The 19,284-nt window shown below is 43.8% G+C and carries 17 protein-coding genes and 1 other RNA gene; 16 read left to right on the top strand and 2 right to left on the bottom strand.

Going from position 1 to position 19,284, the window contains the following annotated elements:
• Positions 1-6 precede the first annotated feature (6 nt).
• From ssrS to CJ483_RS06670, 7 genes are all read left to right on the top strand, one after another.
• A non-coding RNA gene (gene ssrS / locus CJ483_RS06700) (6S RNA) lies at positions 7-195 on the top strand.
• A gap of 157 nt (positions 196-352) precedes the next feature.
• Positions 353-1,126: a tRNA threonylcarbamoyladenosine dehydratase gene (locus CJ483_RS06695; protein ID WP_120033302.1), complete on the top strand. Its 774-nt coding sequence runs from the start codon at positions 353-355 to the stop codon at positions 1,124-1,126.
• 279 nt (positions 1,127-1,405) lie between these two features.
• Positions 1,406-2,182, top strand: a complete 777-nt coding sequence (locus CJ483_RS06690; RefSeq protein WP_120033299.1) for a hypothetical protein — start codon at positions 1,406-1,408, stop codon at positions 2,180-2,182.
• Positions 2,183-2,185: 3 nt separating this feature from the next.
• Entirely contained in the window at positions 2,186-2,569 is a 384-nt protein-coding gene (locus tag CJ483_RS06685; RefSeq protein ID WP_120033295.1) for a GntR family transcriptional regulator, read from the top strand.
• Positions 2,562-3,251 (top strand): ABC transporter ATP-binding protein, encoded by a 690-nt coding sequence (locus tag CJ483_RS06680; protein WP_120033292.1) that lies wholly within the window; start codon positions 2,562-2,564, stop codon positions 3,249-3,251. Before CJ483_RS06685 ends, CJ483_RS06680 begins: the two co-directional genes overlap by 8 nt.
• 11 nt (positions 3,252-3,262) lie before the next feature.
• Positions 3,263-4,183 carry an ABC transporter ATP-binding protein gene (locus CJ483_RS06675; RefSeq protein ID WP_120033289.1) on the top strand — a complete coding sequence of 307 codons (921 nt, stop codon included), beginning with the start codon at positions 3,263-3,265 and terminating at the stop codon, positions 4,181-4,183.
• Entirely contained in the window at positions 4,183-5,130 is a 948-nt protein-coding gene (locus CJ483_RS06670) for an ABC transporter permease (RefSeq protein ID WP_120033286.1), read from the top strand. The genes CJ483_RS06675 and CJ483_RS06670 overlap by 1 nt, the downstream gene beginning before the upstream one ends.
• Positions 5,131-5,335: 205 nt before the next feature.
• On the opposite strand, the gene CJ483_RS06665 is transcribed toward CJ483_RS06670, so the two are convergent.
• The gene (locus tag CJ483_RS06665; protein WP_120033283.1) at positions 5,336-6,139 is read right to left on the bottom strand and encodes a DUF2935 domain-containing protein; all 804 of its coding nucleotides are present in this window, start codon (positions 6,137-6,139) and stop codon (positions 5,336-5,338) included.
• Positions 6,140-6,256: 117 nt separating this feature from the next.
• Entirely contained in the window at positions 6,257-7,522 is a 1,266-nt protein-coding gene (locus CJ483_RS06660; RefSeq protein WP_182916986.1) for a replication-associated recombination protein A, read from the bottom strand.
• Positions 7,523-7,676: 154 nt separating this feature from the next.
• On the opposite strand from CJ483_RS06660, the gene CJ483_RS06655 reads away from it, so the two are divergent.
• From CJ483_RS06655 to alaS, 9 genes are all read left to right on the top strand, one after another.
• Positions 7,677-8,354: a YczE/YyaS/YitT family protein gene (locus CJ483_RS06655; RefSeq protein ID WP_120033277.1), complete on the top strand. Its 678-nt coding sequence runs from the start codon at positions 7,677-7,679 to the stop codon at positions 8,352-8,354.
• On the top strand, positions 8,351-8,773 hold the full coding sequence (cymR, locus tag CJ483_RS06650) for a cysteine metabolism transcriptional regulator CymR (RefSeq protein WP_120033274.1): 423 nt from the start codon (positions 8,351-8,353) through the stop codon (positions 8,771-8,773). The genes CJ483_RS06655 and cymR overlap by 4 nt, the downstream gene beginning before the upstream one ends.
• A gap of 15 nt (positions 8,774-8,788) precedes the next feature.
• A complete protein-coding gene (locus CJ483_RS06645; protein ID WP_120033271.1) occupies positions 8,789-9,934 on the top strand; it encodes a cysteine desulfurase family protein in 1,146 nt (381 codons plus the stop codon).
• A gap of 34 nt (positions 9,935-9,968) precedes the next feature.
• The gene (gene mnmA, locus CJ483_RS06640) at positions 9,969-11,084 is read left to right on the top strand and encodes a tRNA 2-thiouridine(34) synthase MnmA (RefSeq protein ID WP_120033268.1); all 1,116 of its coding nucleotides are present in this window, start codon (positions 9,969-9,971) and stop codon (positions 11,082-11,084) included.
• 335 nt (positions 11,085-11,419) lie between these two features.
• On the top strand, positions 11,420-12,082 hold the full coding sequence (locus tag CJ483_RS06635) for a tetratricopeptide repeat protein (protein ID WP_120033264.1): 663 nt from the start codon (positions 11,420-11,422) through the stop codon (positions 12,080-12,082).
• Between the two features lie 12 nt (positions 12,083-12,094).
• The gene (gene recD2, locus CJ483_RS06630; RefSeq protein WP_120033261.1) at positions 12,095-14,485 is read left to right on the top strand and encodes an SF1B family DNA helicase RecD2; all 2,391 of its coding nucleotides are present in this window, start codon (positions 12,095-12,097) and stop codon (positions 14,483-14,485) included.
• 66 nt (positions 14,486-14,551) lie between these two features.
• Positions 14,552-14,740 (top strand): hypothetical protein, encoded by a 189-nt coding sequence (locus tag CJ483_RS06625; protein WP_120033258.1) that lies wholly within the window; start codon positions 14,552-14,554, stop codon positions 14,738-14,740.
• 413 nt (positions 14,741-15,153) lie between these two features.
• The gene (locus CJ483_RS06620; protein ID WP_120033255.1) at positions 15,154-16,233 is read left to right on the top strand and encodes an AI-2E family transporter; all 1,080 of its coding nucleotides are present in this window, start codon (positions 15,154-15,156) and stop codon (positions 16,231-16,233) included.
• Positions 16,234-16,569: 336 nt separating this feature from the next.
• Positions 16,570-19,203 carry an alanine--tRNA ligase gene (alaS, locus tag CJ483_RS06615; protein WP_120033252.1) on the top strand — a complete coding sequence of 878 codons (2,634 nt, stop codon included), beginning with the start codon at positions 16,570-16,572 and terminating at the stop codon, positions 19,201-19,203.
• Positions 19,204-19,284 lie beyond the last annotated feature (81 nt).

Genomic DNA, 19,284 nt, shown 5'->3' with positions numbered 1-19,284 from the left:
CGAAGGGAAGTCCTGATGTGTCCGTTTATTTTCACTATCTGTTTTGACCGAACAATGTATGTTACGGGAGCTCGGGTTTGTAAATGGCGTACATGCCTCCTTCGCGAGGACTTACAAATTTTACTGCAGGGCACCCACCTGCCTAGAGCGGGTTCAAAACATATAGATTTATAGGACGGCACGATCGGGATTTCCCCTCTGTGTCTAAAATAACCGACAGCCTCTGATCAAGAGGCTGTTTTTTTTATGTATATAATGGGGAAAACATTGAATGAATGTATCTTTTCAAGTAAGATTATTCCTATCTGAAAAGATAAGAATATATTATTAAAGTTATGGAGTGATCCTATTCATGTTGCATCAATTTTCACGTAATGAACTTGCCTTCGGTCAAGAAGGGCTCGACATTTTAAAAAATAGTACCGTCGCTATTCTCGGTATCGGCGGGGTTGGCTCCTTTTCTGTGGAAGCACTGGCTCGTTCAGGGGTAGGACGTCTAGTACTCGTAGACAAAGACACCATTGATATTACTAATGTGAACCGTCAACTGCCCGCTTTGCTGTCAACAATTGGCCAGCCAAAGGCAGAAGTAATGAAGCAGCGAATTGCTGACATTAATCCGGAATGTGAAGTCATTACGCTCAATATGTTTTATACAGAAGAAACCTATGAAGAGTTCTTTAAGTATGACTTGGACTTTGTGGTTGATGCCTCTGATACGATTTCTTATAAAATCCATTTAATGAAAGAATGCCTGAAACGCAACATTCCAATCATTTCGAGCATGGGGGCAGCTAATAAAATGGACCCAACGCGCTTTCAAATTACGGATATCTCAAAGACTCACACGGACCCTATCGCTAAGGTGATTCGTACTCGTCTAAGAAAAGAAGGAATCCGTAAAGGCATCCCGGTTGTATTTTCTGATGAAAGTCCCATTGTTATTCGTGAGGATGTTCGCAAGATAGTTGGCAATGATCAAGCGGAGATTCGCAAAGCGAAAATGCCTCCTGCCTCTAATGCATTTGTTCCTTCTGTTTGCGGATTGGTCATGGCCAGCTATGTGGTAAGAGAGTTATTAAAAGACATTAAAATTACTCGTGTAAATGATGAAAAGCAAATATAAGCTCTTTCTTTCTAATACCGTTATGGCTAGAGAGAGTAAAAATGAGAAACGGTCGGCAGCAAGGCAGAAGTAGGTAAAAGCATAATACAGAGCAGAAAGAGGTTTTTTCTAATCAAAGGAAGTCTCCTTCCGCTCATTGACTTATTATCGTTAATAGGAGAGCCACCCTAGAAAGACAGGGTGGCTTTTTTTATGAGAAAAAACAGGAAATGGGAATTGACAGTGTCAATGTTCTAGTGTACTATCTAACTAGAACACCGATACACGGGGGGATCGTTAATGTTTCAAGGACTGTTAAGAAAAGACTTTTTATTGATTAGAAATTATTTTTGGCTATGGCTGATTCTTGTATTGGCAGTATATGGTTGTGGCCTTGCAGTTGCTGTTTATTATGGAGAGTTTTTTCTCGTTTTTCCATTTCTCTTCATGATCTACTTTTTTCATGTGGCGCTTTTGCCGATTGCGGAAATGATCTTGCTGAGGGCGGAGGAGAAAGGGCAGTATTGGCTGCATAGTAGAGCAGGCGGTGTAAAGCTGCTGCTTTCCAAAATCTTGGTGGCAGTTGCTGCTTTTATTGTTTCTTTAGTTCTAACAGATGTTCTGGCGCTCATTTCATTGAACATTGCTTTGCCGCAAGGCTTTATTGATACACCCGAGAATCAGATGCCCTACAGGGAAGGGTTTTTGCTAAATATTGCCCTTACAGCGGGAGCCTTATATTTTGCCGTTTGGGGATTGTTCCTTTGGGCGGTGTATCATTCGCTGAACGCCTATCCGGTATTCAAGAAATTACGCTGGCTCGTTGTGATTGCCGTCTATGTCTTTCTCCAGTGGATAACAGCAAAGCTGTTGCAAGTACCATTTGTTCAAAAGTGGTTTGAAAGTTGGACTGTAAATATCGGTGAATCCGGTGCGAGAGCATGGGGAGTAGGCGGAATGCATTTCTCTATTGAGAACGGTGCTGTTCAAATATGGCCGGTTATTTTTTCCATTCTCCTTCATGTTGCTTTGTTTTTAGCTGCTGCCTGGCTGCTCAATCGAAAAGTAGAGGTGTAAAACATGACAGAAGAATTCAAAACATCGAAACCGATCTATCGGCAAATTGCTGACCGGATCATTCAGCAATTTGTCCGTGGCGAGGTCAGCCCGGGTGAGAAGCTGCCATCTGTAAGAGAGATGGCTATTCAGTCGGGTGTTAATCCAAATACAATACAACGAACATATGGAGAGTTGGAACGCATGGGCGTAGTAGAAACGAGGAGAGGGCAGGGAACGTTTATGACTGAACAAAGCGAGATGAAAAGGCAGCTAAGAGTAGAGATTCAGCGGGAGATGATCGAAACTTTTATACAGAATATGCGAGGGATTGGTGTAGAAGACGGCGAGATCGCAGAAGCAGTGGAACAATTTTTATCGGGAAAGGGGACAGCCGGCAATGATTGAATTGCGAAATGTCACGAAAGAGTACGGTAAGAGAAAAGCTTTGGATGACATTAACCTTCAGTTTGAGAAAGGGAAAATATATGGCATTCTAGGGCCAAATGGCAGTGGAAAATCAACGATGATGAAAATGGCGGCAGGTCTCGTATTTCCTACAAAAGGCGAGGTAATGATTAACGGGCGGGAGGTAGATCGTTACATTGCTCAAGATGTAGCTTATCTTGCGAGTGAAGGAATGATTTATCCGGGACTGACCGTGGAACAAATGATTCAGTTTTTTGCTTCTCAATATAACGATTTCTCAATGAATAAAGCGGAAGAACTGATTCAGTTTATGCAGCTTGAGCGTCATCAAAAAGTGAAAAAACTGTCAAAAGGCCAGCAGGGACGGCTGAAGCTGCTGCTTGTTCTTTCACGTGAGGCTCCAGTCCTTTTATTGGATGAACCTTTTTTAGGGCTTGATCCGATGGTAAGAGACACGATCGTAAAAGGACTCGTTTCTTTTATTGATTTTGGTGAACAGACGGTTATTATCACTACTCATGAAATTACAGAGATTGAGCCAGTTTTGGAAGAAGCAGTTATTTTAGATGAGGGAAAAGTGCGTGCCCGCTGCCACGTAGAGGAGCTTCGGGAAGAAGAAGGGCTGTCAGTATTGCAATGGCTGAAAAAGAATTACCAATAGGGGGTTAGTTCATGACTGCATTAGTAGAATTAAAAAACGTTTCCAAAATCATTAAGGGGAAAAAAATCATTGATTCATTAAGTTTCACAATACAGGGAGGGGAAGTATTTGGTTTTCTCGGTCCGAATGGAGCCGGCAAAACAACAACTATTCGGATGATTGTTGGGCTGATGAAATTGACAGAAGGAGACATTGTCATTTGTGGGCACAGCATTCAAAAAGACTTTGAGAAAGCTGTGAGCCATATTGGGGCTATCGTGGAAAACCCTGAAATGTATAAGTTTTTAAGCGGCTATCAAAACTTGCAACAATATGCCCGCATGCAAAAAGGGATAACGAAAGAAAGAATCGACGAAGTCATTGAGCTTGTCGGGCTCAGTGACCGCATCCATGACAAAGTAAAAACATATTCGCTCGGCATGCGTCAGCGTCTTGGTATTGCCCAATCTCTTCTCCACAAACCAAAAATTCTCATTCTGGATGAGCCGACAAATGGACTTGACCCTGCTGGTATAAAAGAGATTCGCCAGTATATCCGTGATTTAGCAGAGAAAGAAGGAATGGCGGTTATCGTATCAAGCCACTTGTTGTCAGAAATGGAGATGATGTGTGACAGGATTGGTATTATCCAAAAGGGGCGCTTAATTAATGTCCAATCAGTCCATGACTGGGTAGATGACGGACGTGAAATTTACTCAATAGAAGTAAATCATGTAGAAACAGCAGCTAAATTACTATCCGCTTCCTTCCAAGGCGCCCAAATAAAAATATCGGAAAGCTGTTTATCCATTGAAGCAAACAAAGAACAAATTCCAGAAGTGATTAGTCTGCTTGTTTCAAAGAATATAAAGGTATATGAAGCCAAGCAACTGTCTAAAACACTGGAAGAAAGGTTCTTAGAAATAACAGAAAAGCAAGGGGCGGTGAGCTAATGGTACGCTTAATTCAAAACGAGTGGATTAAGATTTTTAAACGGCCTGGCACCTATGTCATGATCGGGTTGCTAATTCTCATGGCAGGTACATTTGCCGGCTTTACAAAGTATGATGAGAGCCGGCAGAAAGAGACGCCAGACTGGCAACAAATAATCAAGGCGGAAACGGCTGGTTATGAAAAAGAATTACAAGAAGATACGGGCATGTCAAAAGATCGTAAGGAATACTTACAGGGACAAATAAAAGTAAATGATTATCGACTTGAGCATAATGTACCTATTGATACAAAAACAAACATGCTGTCTTTTATCGAAGGAAACAGTGATCTATTAAGCTTTGCAGGATTATTTATGATTATCATTGCAGGAGGAATTGTTGCAAGTGAATACACATGGGGAACAGTGAAGCTATTGCTGATCCGCCCAATCAGCCGCACAAAAATTTTGTTTTCTAAATACTTGGCAGTTGTGCTGTTCGGTTTATTTATGATATCCGTGCTCTTTCTTGTATCTGCGCTGATTGGCGCTGTCTTGTTTGGCACTTCCGGAGAATCTGCCCACCTGGCCTACGAAGGCGGGAAAGTCGTTGAACAAAGCATGTTCCTTTACTTGTTGAAAGTGTATGTATTAAAGTCCGTCGATGTGTTTATGCTTGCCACCATGGCGTTTATGATTTCAGCCGTATTCCGCAGCAGCTCGCTTGCTATCGGCATGTCTTTATTCCTGTTGTTTGTCGGCATGAATGTGACAATGATTATTGCGATGAAATATGAATGGGCCAAATATTTACTGTTTGCCAATACAAATTTAATGCAATTTGAAAGTGGGCAGCCGCTCGTGGAAGGCATGACGCCTGGTTTTTCACTAGCTGTGCTTGCCGTGTATTATATCCTCTTTCAGTTGTTGGCATTTACCACATTTGCAAAGCGGGATGTCGCTGCTTAAGCTTAGTGTACAGAGAGTTAAATTTTAGTCCAGTGAAATATCTTATATTAAAAGTTAAACAACTGTATTCTATCCCCGTCCTAAAATTAGAATGGGGTTATGCTTGTTTGAGCTTTTAAAAATTAAATAGCTTAAGTGTCATTTTTCATTTAGGAGATTAAATAAAGAAAAGCGGCTGATTGGCAAACCAGCCGCTTTTCTTTCGCTATTCATTTATTCTTGGCTTTGTTGGATCGCAGCTTGGCATTTGCAGTCCCGTAGACTCAGCGAGCTTCATTAAATAGTAGCATTCTTCCCTCATCATATGGTCAGCCATAAGCGGGGCGAATGTTCCGAGTGCTTCTTTACTAATCTCCAGTTCTTCAATTTCCCGGAGAAAATTCATAAATAGCTTTATTTCCAGAGAAGTATCTTGGTTAAAACGATCCAATGCAGGAAAGGTAGAAAGGGCGGTCCGCAAGAATCCCGTCATTTCTACTGCTTTTAAGTAAAAAGCTTCAAAATCCTTTGTAAAGCTGTCGCTTTTTTGCTTAATTTTCTTTTCAATCTGATCCATGTTATCTGATATGGCACCAGCGTGGCCTGCTGCATCTAGCAGCCACAATAAATGGTGATGGAGCGCGTGATAAATTGGAGGAACTTCTCCTATTTTCAAGTCATTTAATAGGCGTATATATTCGTCAAGTTCATTCACCATATGGCTAATAAAAGTGGGACTTAGATGGATGGACACTTTTCCTATAAGATGTCTGCGTATAAGATCGAGTTTGAGTGCTCTTAGCTTTTTTGTTTCTCCCTCAGCCAGCCTGCTGAGCGCCAGTAAATCATCTGTTCCTCTTCGAACGCTCTCCAACAGCTGGTCAAAAGCTTGGATGAAGTGATGGGCCAGTTTGATATCCCGTTGTTCAGTTGGAGCAAGCGAATCGTGAATGAAGCGGGCATGATCACCTAATATTTGCAACCAAAATTCATGTTCAAACTTAGCCGTTTCAGCATACGACTTGACCATACAACCTCTCCTTTTATCATACTCCTATCATTTTACCGAAAGGAAGGAGGGGATATGACAAGTTTTCAAGCAGAGAAACATCTGCAATAGCCATGGGCATGTTCAATTTTTTGTCTATTATTTCCCTCTCTCAATTTTTTCATAGATGCCAGACAGCGCCTGTTCAAATTTCCCTGTTTGCTTCGGTTCGTAATAGCGTTTGTTTTTTAACGTATTAGGAAGGTACTGCTGTTTCACCCAGCCGCTGTCATAATTATGAGGGTATTTATACTCAATCCCACGGCCAAGTTCCTTGGCGCCTGCATAGTGAGCGTCCTTCAGATGGTCAGGCACGTCACCGCTTTTACCAGCACGTATATCAGTGAGAGCAGCATCGATCGCTGTAATGGCTGTATTGGACTTCGGTGACAAGCATAATTCAATAACGGCTGCTGCCAGTGGAATTCGGGCTTCCGGAAAACCAATCCTTTCCGCGATTTGTATAGCGGCGAGTGTCCGCTGTCCTGCTTGTGGGCTAGCAAGACCAATATCTTCGTAAGCCGTCACAAGCAGCCTTCTTGTAATGCTGGGCAAATCACCAGCTTCAATCAACCGTGCCAAGTAATGAAGAGCCGCATTCACATCGCTGCCCCGGATGGATTTTTGAAAAGCACTGATCACGTCATAATGAGCATCACCGTCTTTATCGTGAGAGAAACTTTTCTTCTGCAAGCATTCTTCAGCTATCTCACGGCTAATAACAACGACATCTTCTTCGTTTGGAGGTGTAGATAACACCGCTAATTCAAGGGCATTTAATGAACTGCGCACATCACCACCGCTCGCCTGGGAAAAATGCTGAAGGGCGCTTTCTTCTACCTCCGTATGATAACTGCCGAGACCCCGTTCTTTATCCTCAAGAGCCCTCCGTAATGTTTCTTCAATTTGGATAGGTGTCAGCGGTGTTAGTTCAAAAATTTGGCAGCGGCTGCGAATCGCGGGATTGATTGCATGGTAGGGATTACTTGTGGTCGCTCCAATTAGTGTAATCATCCCATTCTCCAAAAATGGCAGCAAAAAATCTTGTTTGCCTTTGTCCAACCGATGGACCTCATCAAGAAGTAAAATGACCTTTCCCGACATCTTTGCTTCGGCAGCCACAATTTCCATGTCTTTTTTGTTGCTGGTGACAGCATTTAATGTCCGAAAAGCATATTTTGTACTGCCGGCAATAGCACTGGCGATCGATGTTTTGCCAACGCCGGGCGGGCCGTATAAAATCATGGAGGACAGCTGCTTTGCTGCGACCATGCGATAAATGATTTTTCCAGGGGCGACCAAGTGCTCCTGGCCAACAATTTCTTCGATCGTCCGCGGACGCATTCGAAAGGCTAATGGTTTCATGCTTATTCCTCATTTCTTGATCCAATTCTTTTTCTCCACTGTATCATAGGAAATGAGAGCAGAGCATGTTTTTTGACCGGTTTTCTATGATATAATAGCGAAAGCTGACTATATTAAAGGTAATAGACAATCCATTCGATAAGGGGAAAAATGGATGAAAAGAGAAAAGGCAAAAAAGCAGGGGAATATTGTGATTCGGCTGACGATTTTTACGATTGGCCTTTTATTTATGTCTCTCGGTATTGTTCTATTGATTCGAGCAGACCTTGGGGCAACGCCGTGGGATGCCCTTCATGTAGGATTGTATGAACAAGTAGGACTGACGGTTGGTACATGGTCGGTGCTTGTCGGTCTTTTAATTTTAGGGATTGCTTCTTTCTATTTGCGGGAATGGCCGCAAATAGGGGCTTATTTAAACATGCTGCTTGTTGGTATCTTCATTGATTTCTTTTTATGGCTGCCGATCATTGTCACACCCGGCAGCTTCAAAGGAAAGCTCGTCATGTTTATTGCAGGTGTGTTTGTCATGGCTTATGGAATGTCTTTTTATCTTTCTGCACAGCTTGGCGCTGGGCCACGAGACAGCTTTATGCTGGCTGTCATGAAAAAAACAGGCTGGAAAGTATCCAGCATCCGGCGAGGAATGGAATTTATCGTGTTAGCCATCGCCTGGCTGATCGGTGGACCGGTTCACTTCGGCACGTTTCTATTCAGTTTGCTGATGGGAACGGCGGTTGGGGTTTCATTGCCGCAATGTCAACAATTTTCCGATATACTAATAAACAGAGTAAATGAATGGAAAAAAGCTCAAAATCAGGGGGTAAACATATGAGAATTTCAACTAAAGGAAGATATGGATTAACAATTATGATTGAATTGGCAAAGAGACACGGGGAGGGCCCGACTTCTTTAAGAGTTATTGCGGGTGCCCACAATTTGTCAGAGCACTATCTTGAGCAGCTGATTGCACCGCTCCGTAACTCTGGACTTGTTCGCAGCATACGTGGCGCTTATGGCGGGTACGTACTTGGCAGAGAACCGGAAACAATTACAGCGGGAGACATTATTCGCGTGCTAGAAGGACCAATCAGTCTCGTTGAAGGCATTGAAGACGAGGAGCCGGCAAAGCGTGAGCTGTGGATTCGAATTAGCGACGCGATCAAAGGAGTGCTTGAAAATACAACATTGGAGGATTTGGCGAAGCACACGGACGGCAACGGCCAATCCGACGCCTACATGTTTTATATTTAAGGAGAGATCAGAGGAATGGAACGCATATACTTAGATCATGCGGCAACGACTCCCATGCATCCGGAAGTAACACAAACAGTGGTAGAACAAATGAATGACACCTTTGGCAATCCGTCAAGCATCCACTCATTTGGCCGAGCATCACGGCAGGTTGTAGACAAAGCACGGACAATGGCGGCAACAAGCATTGGGGCTAATTTTAACGAGATCATTTTTACGAGCGGAGGCACCGAAGCTGACAATTTAGCCATCGTTGGAACCGCACAGGCGATGAAGCAACGCGGCCGTCATATTATTACATCATCTATAGAGCATCATGCAGTTCTTCATACATGCGCTCATCTTGAAAATGAAGGATATGAAGTGACCTATTTGCCAGTCAATGAAGAAGGACTTGTTCGTCTGTCAGACCTGGCGGCTGCCCTGCGGGAAGATACAATTTTAGTATCGATCATGTATGGAAATAATGAAATAGGAACGATCCAGCCGATTGCTGAGATTGGTGAACTGTTAAAAGAACACCAGGCTGTTTTTCATACGGATGCAGTGCAGGCATACGGAGCTGTACCGATTGATGTGAAAGCCGAACATATTGACCTGCTGTCGGTATCAGGCCACAAAATTAACGGCCCAAAAGGCATCGGATTTCTCTATGTAAAAGAAGGGCTCACACTCACCCCTGGCCTCTTTGGCGGCGAGCAGGAGAGAAAGCGCCGAGCGGGAACAGAGAATGTTCCGGCGATTGCTGGTTTTGGAAAGGCAATTGAAGTGGCAATGGCATCCATGGAAGAAAAAAGAGAGCGTTATATGTCATTTAAGAAACAGCTCACCCGGATGCTGTCGGAAAAACAGGTGAACTTTTCGATGAACGGATCGCTTGAACGATCATTGCCTCACGTGATAAACTTGAGTTTTCCTGGAACAGATGTAGAATCGTTGCTTGTGAACTTAGATCTTGCTGGAATTGCTGCTTCGAGCGGATCTGCTTGTACAGCGGGGTCAATTGAACCATCGCATGTACTCGTGGCAATGTTTGGGAAGGAATCTGAATGCCTTCGCAACTCCATCCGTTTCAGTTTTGGCATCACCAATACGAAAGAACAAATAGATCAAGCAGGAGAAGCTTTGGCGGCAATTATTGAACGCCTAACAAATAAGTAAGTAACTATCCCTGCTTAGAAAGAGAGTGGACAAAATGAAGAAAGCACCGAAAGATACCCGTGTGGTTGTCGGCATGTCCGGCGGCGTGGATTCTTCGGTTGCCGCCCTTTTATTGAAGGAGCAGGGCTACGATGTCATCGGGATTTTTATGAAAAATTGGGATGACACAGATGAATCTGGCGTCTGCACAGCAACAGAGGATTACGACGACGTCATACGTGTGTGCAATCAAATCGGCATTCCTTATTATGCCGTTAATTTTGAAAAGCAATATTGGGAAAAGGTATTTACGTATTTTCTCGATGAATATAAAGCAGGACGTACGCCAAACCCGGATGTAATGTGCAACAAAGAAATTAAGTTTAAAGCCTTTCTCGAGCACGCCATGAGTCTCGGAGCGGATTATTTGGCAACAGGCCACTACGCACGGGTAGATCACAGCGGCGAAGAAGTGAAAATGCTTCGTGGCGTGGATGAAAATAAAGATCAAACATACTTTTTAAACCAGCTGCAGCAAGATCAGCTTGAAAAAGTGCTTTTCCCAATTGGGGATATCGATAAGAAGCGTGTGCGTGAAATTGCAGCAGAAGCAGGCCTCGCGACAGCGGCGAAAAAAGACAGTACGGGCATTTGCTTTATCGGAGAACGCAATTTCAAGGAATTTCTAAGCGGTTATCTGCCGGCACAGCCAGGATTGATGACTACAATGGACGGAGAAGTAAAAGGCCGTCATGATGGATTAATGTATTACACGATCGGACAGCGTCACGGCCTTGGTATTGGCGGATCGGGCGAGCCTTGGTTCGTAGTGGGAAAAGACCTAGAAAAGAACATCCTATATGTTGAACAAGGATTTCATAATGACTTGTTGTATTCCAATTCATTGATTGCTGATCAAGTAAGCTGGGTCTCAAATCAGCCAAAGCCGCAGTCGTTTGAATGCACGGCAAAATTCCGTTATCGCCAGCAGGACAACAAAGTGACGGTTCATTTACTTGAAGATGGAAAAGTAAAAGTGGACTTTCATGAGCCTGTCCGGGCGATTACGCCGGGACAAGCCGCTGTTTTCTATGATGGAGAAGAGTGTCTTGGCGGCGCAACGATTGACCAAGTGTTTAAAAATGGAGAAAGACTGACATATGTCGGGTAAAGAGACAAGATAAAACCTTTAAAGCGGTGTTCTGCTTTAAAGGTTTTATTTTTTGCTCAATACATCCAGAATTTTAGGCCGTAATCTTCTGAATCAGTGAAAATAAATAATTTAGCTCTTTGTCTCATATTACCTGTCATAAGTCGATTTACTAGAGAAATTATCAATGAGCGTTTAAGGATAGACAAACAAGCGCTGCGCTTGCCTTCATTAAAAATGAAGACAGGGACTGATTCGTTGAGCTGTCTTCGTTTCTTTTTCAAGCTAATCTCTTCTGTTAAGAACGATGCGGCTCTGTGGTATAATTTTGATGAATATAACTATAGAGGTGACCAATGGACAAGAACTTACAAGGTATTGAATATTTGCAGCAAGGAAAAGTGGAGGAAGCGTTAAAGCTATTTTCAGAGCGAATTGAAGAAGCTCCGGAAGATCCGACGGCATATATTAATTTTGGTCATGTGTTATCGACAGTTGGTGAGCTTGAGCGGGCTGAGCGATTTTATAAAAAAGCTATTGAAGTAGAGCCAGCAGCAGGTGCTGCGCATTATGCACTCGGTACATTCTATTATGAGCAAGAAAGACTAGAGGAGGCGTGCCGTGAATTTGAACAAGCGGTTAAGTCAGGAATAGAAGAGAGCGACGCCTTTTTTATGCTTGGCATGACGTTTGCTCAGCTAGATCAACCCGTCCTTGCCCTTCCATATTTACAGCGTGCAGTGGAGTTAAATGAAGCTGATACAGAAGCCCGCTTTCAACTGGGCCTTTCTTTAGCGAAGGTGCAAGCCTATGATGAAGCGATCCGCCAGCTAGAGAAAGTGGTTGAAGAAGATCCGGGGCATGCGGATGCTTACTATAATCTTGGTGTTGCCTATGCGGGACATTTGAAAGATGCAGAAAGAGCTTTAGCTATGTTCAACCGTGCGCTTGAAGTTCAGCCAGATCATATGCTGGCTGGCTATGGAAAGAAAATGATAGAAAAAGCTAATGACATATAAGGAGTGCCTCCGATGGAACAAGGCTCAATGGATTTGTTTGCAAATGGAGAAAAATATGTAAAAGGGCGGCATCTGGTGACGATTTTCCATAATGAAGAGAACTTTTACTCAGTTATGCGGATTCGAGTCACTGAAACGAATGATGTCTGTGAAGATAAAGAAGTGGTTGTTACAGGGTACTTTCCACAAATCCATGAACATGAAGTGTACTCTTTTTATGGCGTGTTTAAGGAACACCCTAAATTTGGCCGTCAGTTTCATGCGCGGCATGCTCAAAAGGAAATCCCGCAGACGAAGCAAGGGGTTGTCACATATTTATCGAGTGACTTGTTTAAAGGAATTGGGAAAAAAACAGCAGAAACCATTGTAGAAACGCTGGGAGAGGGAGCGATCTCCAAAATTCTCAATGACCCTTCTTCGCTTGAAGAGGTGCCACGACTCCCTGCAGACAAGGCCCAGTCGCTTTATGAAACGCTTCTTGAACATCAAGGGCTTGAGCAAATTATGATCGCACTTAGCCAGTATGGTTTTGGCCCACAGCTTTCCATGAAAATTTATCAGGCTTATCAGCAGCAGGCCATTGAAGTGATCCAAAAAAATCCCTATCAACTTGTGGAGGATATCGAAGGAATTGGCTTTGGTCGGGCAGACGAGCTTGGTGCGCAAATTGGTATTGGGGGTGAGCATCCCGACCGTATTAAAGCAGGAATTTTGTTTACTGTCGAACAGCAGTGCATGCAGGAAGGTCACTGCTATTTGGAAGCAGAACCGCTGTTAAAAGAAGTGAAGGCGCTTCTTGAAAAGAGCGGAAAAGAGCAAATCGCCTTTGAGGCGATAGCGAAGCAGCTGATTGTTTTGGAGCAAGAGGAAAAAGTGGTCGGGGAAGATAACCGTGTGTTTCTGCCCTCTTTATATTTTTCGGAAAAAGGCCTTGTTACAAATATTGAGCGCTTGCTTAAGCAAACAGAGTATGAAGACCAGTTCCCTGAATCAGAATTTCTGTTGGCACTTGGCGATTTGGAGGAAAGAACAGGCGTACAATATGCACCATCACAAAAAGAAGCCATTCAAACAGCATTGATGTCGCCAATTATGCTGTTGACGGGAGGTCCAGGCACGGGAAAGACGACGGTCATTAAAGGCATTGTGGAGCTTTATTCGGAATTGCATGGCTGTTCGCTGGATCCTAAAGCGTATGGAAAGGATGAACCGTTTCCAATTAAGCTTGCCGCACCAACAGGCCGGGCAGCAAAAAGGATGGCTGAGTCAACCGGTCTGCCCGCGGTAACCATTCATCGCCTGCTCGGGTTCAGTGGACAGGAAACGATGGAAGGGGAAGAGGGACGGGAGGTTCCAGGGCGGCTGCTGATCGTGGACGAAGTATCAATGGTGGATATCTGGCTGGCTCATCAATTGTTTAAAGCATTGCCGGATGATATGCAAGTCGTGCTAGTAGGGGATGAAGACCAGCTGCCTTCTGTAGGACCTGGCCAAGTATTAAAGGATTTGCTCGCATCCGGTGTGATTCCAACTGTAAAGTTAACAGATATTTACCGCCAGGAAGAGGGATCTTCGATCATTGAAATGGCCCATGAAATTAAAAGCGGTTTGTTGCCGTCTAATTTGACGAAGCAGCAAAAGGACCGTTCTTTTATCCCCTGCCATGTTCAGCAAATCCCTGATGCAGTAGAGCAAGTTGTAAAAAGCGCCATTAGGAAAGGTTTTACAGCCAAAGATATCCAAGTGCTTGCTCCGATGTATAAAGGGCCGGCAGGCATTGATCGGCTCAATGAAATTTTACAGGAAATCCTCAATCCCAACCCGGATGGTTCCCGTAAGCAAATTGACTTTGGAGACATTCATTACCGGATCGGTGATAAGGTTCTTCAGCTCGTTAATCAGCCGGAACAAAATATTTTCAATGGGGATATCGGAGAAGTAGTATCGATCTTTTTTGCAAAAGAAAATACCGAAAAGCAAGATATGGTGATCGTCTCTTATGAAGGAAATGAAGTCACCTACACGAGGCAGGATTTGAATCAAATTACGCACGCTTTTTGCTGCTCTATCCATAAATCTCAAGGAAGTGAATTTCCGATCGTTATTTTGCCGGTAGTGAAAAGTTACTACCGCATGTTGCGTCGCAATTTGCTTTATACCGCGATCACTCGCAGCAAGCAATTTTTGATCCTGTGCGGGGAGGAAGAGGCATTTCGAATTGGGATCGAGCGCAATGACGACCTGATGCGTAAAACAGCGTTAAAAGAAAAGTTAATAAAGGTGTTAGCGGATGACTGTGCAGAAGAAGAAGCGGCTGATTCAATCTTGCTAACGGAAGAAACTATGATGGCTATTGATCCAATGATCGGGATGAAAACCATTACACCGTACGACTTTTTATAATTGAGCATGTATAAAAGTGGGAAAAGCTGGGCACCCTGTTTGCAAAAAACGTGCGAGGTGACGCCCATGATTACATGCCCAAACTGTCAAAGCAAAGAAATTGGAAAAATTGGCACAACACAGTATTATTGTTGGAATTGCTTTATTGAGCTCTCCGTCGAAAAAAATGTGATCTCTGTTCATCAAGTTGAAGAAGATGGTTCCTTAAGCTCTCTCAACGATCTATTCGAAGAAGAAAAAAGAAGAATGGGGTAATTGGAAAAGCAGAGCCGACTGTTCTGGGGCGACAAGCATAAGCTAATCTGACGAATGGGCGTTTTTTAGCCACTCAGTCAGATTGGCTTATGACCTCGAGCCCCAAGAGGCGGAGCTAGACAAAGAAAAGCGGAAGCGACCCGATTAGCCAGCTAGACGGCTGGAGGACTCGACAAGGAGTCGTTTTTTGACTCCGTCAGAGAGACCGAAGCCGGCGTACGGGCTGGCCGCTGAGCGCTCTGGCCGGCATCATATAGATTTGGGCTGAAAAAGCTTGTGAAGGAATTCCTTCACAAGCTTTTTTAAAAGAAAGTCTGTTGAGGCAATGGATCGATCTTCTTAATTGGATGAATAAACAAATGGCATCTAGCTGCAAACTAGATAAAACGGTTTATTAAAGGATGTCGGATCCGATGGAAAATAAATTGAAGTTGAAGTGGCTGTATTTAGCTTGTGCAGGACTGCTAATGTTGCTGACGGTGTATGTTTTGTATTTGTTAAATCCTGTGTTGAGTCCGCTGTTGCGGGGAGTGCTCGTGAGTCTTATGCCTTTTTTATTAGGCGGATTTATAGCCTATTTGCTGCATCCGCTTGTAGAAAAAATGGCTGAGCGGGGCGTGTCTAGAACCATGTCAATCTTGCTTATTTATATCTTGTTTTTTGGCATCATCGGTATTTGCTTATTTCGAGGTGTACCTTTATTTATCGATCAGCTTAGAGAATTGTCACAAAGTGCTCCTGAGCTGTCAAAGATGTATGAAGAACAGATCATTGCTCTTGAAGCAGAAACATTGACTTGGCCGGATGGAATACAAGAAAAGATTCATAATCGCATTGTCAGCTTTGAACTTTGGCTTTCAGGCCTTGTGGAAGCATTTATGAATGTGCTCATGAAAATGGTCAATTTCCTTCTGCTGCTAGCCGTTGTGCCTTTCATCTCTTTTTATTTATTGAAAGACATCGATCGGGTAAAAAAAGCCGCTTGGACCTTTACACCAAAAAGGTGGAGAACAAGGGCGTTGCGGTTTATCAAAGAATTGGACAGATCATTAGGAGGATATATCAGAGGCCAGCTGTTGGTCTGCTTAGTTATCGGGGCTGTGGCAGCTCTCCTCTTCACATTCATAGGTCTTAAATATGCTATTTTGCTCGGCTTGATCATCGGAATTACGAATGTCATCCCGTATTTTGGGCCAATTATTGGGGCTGTTCCAGCTGTTTTTGTGGCATTAACTATATCCGGGAGATTGGCTATCTATACAGCAATTATCGTGCTTTTTTTGCAGTTTATCGAAGGGAATGTGCTGTCCCCGTGGGTCGTCGGAAAAAGTGTCCATCTCCATCCATTATTCATTATCGGGGCCCTGTTGCTTGGTGGGGAGGCAGGAGGGATTATCGGCCTTATTATTGCTGTGCCGGTTCTCATCATTTTTAAGGCAGCCTTTATGGCGGAAAGGCGAGTGAAGGTCCGTTTGCAAAAAGCTCCGCATTGACAAACAGGTTCAGAGTTTTTTATAATTCGATATATCTCAACAAATATAAATCAATGATGGATCGAGTATGTTATAGTCCACCTAAGTGCCGAGCATGTCAGAGAGGAGTTTCCATGGCTGGAAGAAGCTCCAGGTGAAGGGTAACGGAAAGCTAGTCCGGAGAGCAGCTAATCCCTGCCGTTTGCCGCGTTAAGGCCTTTGAGAGATGAACTGGCAAGCTTTGGTTCATAATCAGGGTGGTACCGCGAAAAGCTTCGTCCCTGTCCGGGGAACGGGGCTTTTTTTGTTGCCTTGAAATGACCGATCCCATTCATTATTTAACAGGAGGAATTGTATATGAAAACGTTGACTGGTGCTCAAATTCGTCAGATGTTTTTAGATTTCTTTCAGGAGAAAAATCACCGTGTGGAGCCGAGTGCCCCACTCGTACCCCATGATGATCCAAGTTTGTTGTGGATCAACAGCGGTGTAGCCACTTTAAAAAAATATTTTGATGGCCGAGTGATCCCTGAAAATCCGCGAATCGTCAATGCTCAAAAGTCCATCCGGACAAACGATATTGAAAATGTCGGAAAAACAGCCCGCCACCATACTTTCTTTGAAATGCTTGGGAATTTCTCAATTGGAGAGTATTTTAAAAAAGAAGCGATTCATTGGGCTTGGGAATTTTTAACTGATGAAAAATGGATGGCTCTTGAGCCCGACAAATTGTCCGTGACTATTCATCCGGAAGACGATGAAGCCTTTGTTATCTGGCATGAAGAAATAGGGCTGCCAGAAGAGCGAATCATTCGATTGGAAGGGAATTTCTGGGATATAGGTGAAGGGCCAAGTGGACCAAATACGGAAATCTTCTATGACCGTGGCGAGTCATACGGAAATGATGAAACGGACCCAGAGCTTTATCCAGGCGGGGAAAATGAGCGTTATTTAGAAATTTGGAACTTAGTATTTTCTCAATTTAACCACAATCCTGATGGAACCTATACGCCACTTCCAAAGAAAAATATCGATACTGGGATGGGGCTTGAGCGGATGACATCTGTTATCCAAGAAGTGCCGACAAACTTTGATACAGATTTATTTATGCCAATTATTGAAGCAACAGAAGCTATCTCCGGCGAGAGATACCGTACAAGTGAGGAGAAAGATGTGGCATTTAAAGTAATTGCTGATCATATTCGTACGGTTGCTTTTGCTGTAGGAGATGGAGCCCTTCCATCCAACGAAGGCCGCGGTTACGTACTTCGTCGTTTGCTCCGTCGTGCTGTCCGTTATGCGAAGCAAATCCACATTAACCGTCCGTTCATGTTTGAGCTTGTTCCGGTTGTCGGTGAAATCATGAACGATTTCTATCCCGAAGTGAAAAATAAGCAAGAATTTATTCAACGTGTAATTAAAAATGAGGAAGAGCGTTTCCACGAAACATTGCACGAAGGATTGGCTATTCTATCAGCGGTTATCCAGTCGGCTAAAAACAACGGTTCAGACACCATTGCAGGAGCTGATGTGTTCCGTTTGTACGATACGTACGGATTCCCTGTTGAATTAACAGAAGAATACGCTGAAGAAGAAGGCATGAAGGTTGACCATGAAGGTTTTGAGAGAGAAATGGAGAACCAGCGCGAACGTGCCCGGGCAGCCCGTCAAGACGTAGGTTCCATGCAGGTCCAAGGCGGCGTGCTTGGTGACATTACTGTGGAAAGTGAATTTACTGGGTACGATGAATTAACCGCTGAAGCAACAGTGGAAGTTATCATTGCCAACGGTGAAATGGTAGAGAAAGCACAAACGGGTGAAGCTGTTCAGCTTGTGTTAAGCCGGACTCCATTCTATGCGGAAAGCGGCGGACAAACAGCTGATAAAGGAATTATTGAAGCGGATGGTGTACGCGCTGCTGTTCAAGATGTGCAAAAAGCACCAAATGGTCAAAACATTCAACACGCTATTATTGAAAGCGGCACATTGACAACTGGCCAAAAAGTGACTGCACGCGTCAATGCTGCTGCCCGTAATAAAATTATTAAAAATCACACAGCGACCCATCTTTTACACCAAGCCTTAAAGGATGTTTTAGGGACGCATGTAAACCAAGCGGGATCCCTCGTTGAGCCTGAACGCCTTCGTTTTGACTTTTCTCACTTTGGGCAAGTGACACCGGAAGAGCTTGAGAAAGTTGAAGAAATTGTCAATGAAAAAATCTGGAACAGCCTGCCTGTTGGCATTGCCCACAAGTCCATTGATGAAGCGAAGAAAATGGGAGCAATGGCGTTGTTCGGAGAGAAGTATGGAGATATTGTCCGTGTCGTTTCCGTCGGTGATTATAGCTTGGAGTTATGCGGTGGCTGCCATGTGCCGGATACATCGGTCATTGGTTTGTTCAAAATTGTCTCTGAAAGCGGCATCGGGGCCGGCACACGCCGGATTGAGGCGGTTACTGGAGAAGCGGCGTACAAATTCTTGAACAGCCAGACGGCTCTTCTAAAAGAAGCAGCCAATAAACTGAAGGCCAATCCGAAAGATATTTTAACGAAAGTGGATAGTTTGCAGGCAGAAATAAAAGAATTGCAACGTGAAAATGAATCACTTTCCCAAAAATTGTCCAATATAGAAGCAGGCAGTCTCCTTGATCGTGTACAAGAAGCCAATGGAGTGAAGTTCCTCGCTGCCCGTGTGCAAGCAGCAGATATGAACAACTTGCGCTCAATGACAGATGAATTAAAGCAGAAGCTTGATTCGGGCGTTATTGTGCTCGCTGCATCTACTGGAGATAAAGTAAACATCGTTGCTGCCGTAACAAAAGATTTGGTTGAAAAAGGATATCACGCCGGCAAACTTGTGAAAGAGGTCGCTACACGCTGTGGCGGAGGCGGAGGCGGACGCCCGGATATGGCACAGGCGGGAGGAAAAGATCCTGAAAAAATAGAGGAAGCGCTCAATTTTGTGGAAGAGTGGATGAAATCCATTTGATTCCATGAAAATTTATTGTACAATGGAAATAACTTGTACAAGAGGGAGTTTTCACTTTCAAGCCTAAAGCGAGGTGCTATT

The sequence above is a fragment of the Bacillus sp. PK3_68 genome, assembly GCF_003600835.1.
Classification (GTDB): Bacteria; Bacillota; Bacilli; order Bacillales; family Domibacillaceae; genus Pseudobacillus.
The sequence above is the reverse complement of the archived record's forward strand: the minus strand, read 5'-3'. Positions and strand labels throughout refer to the sequence as shown.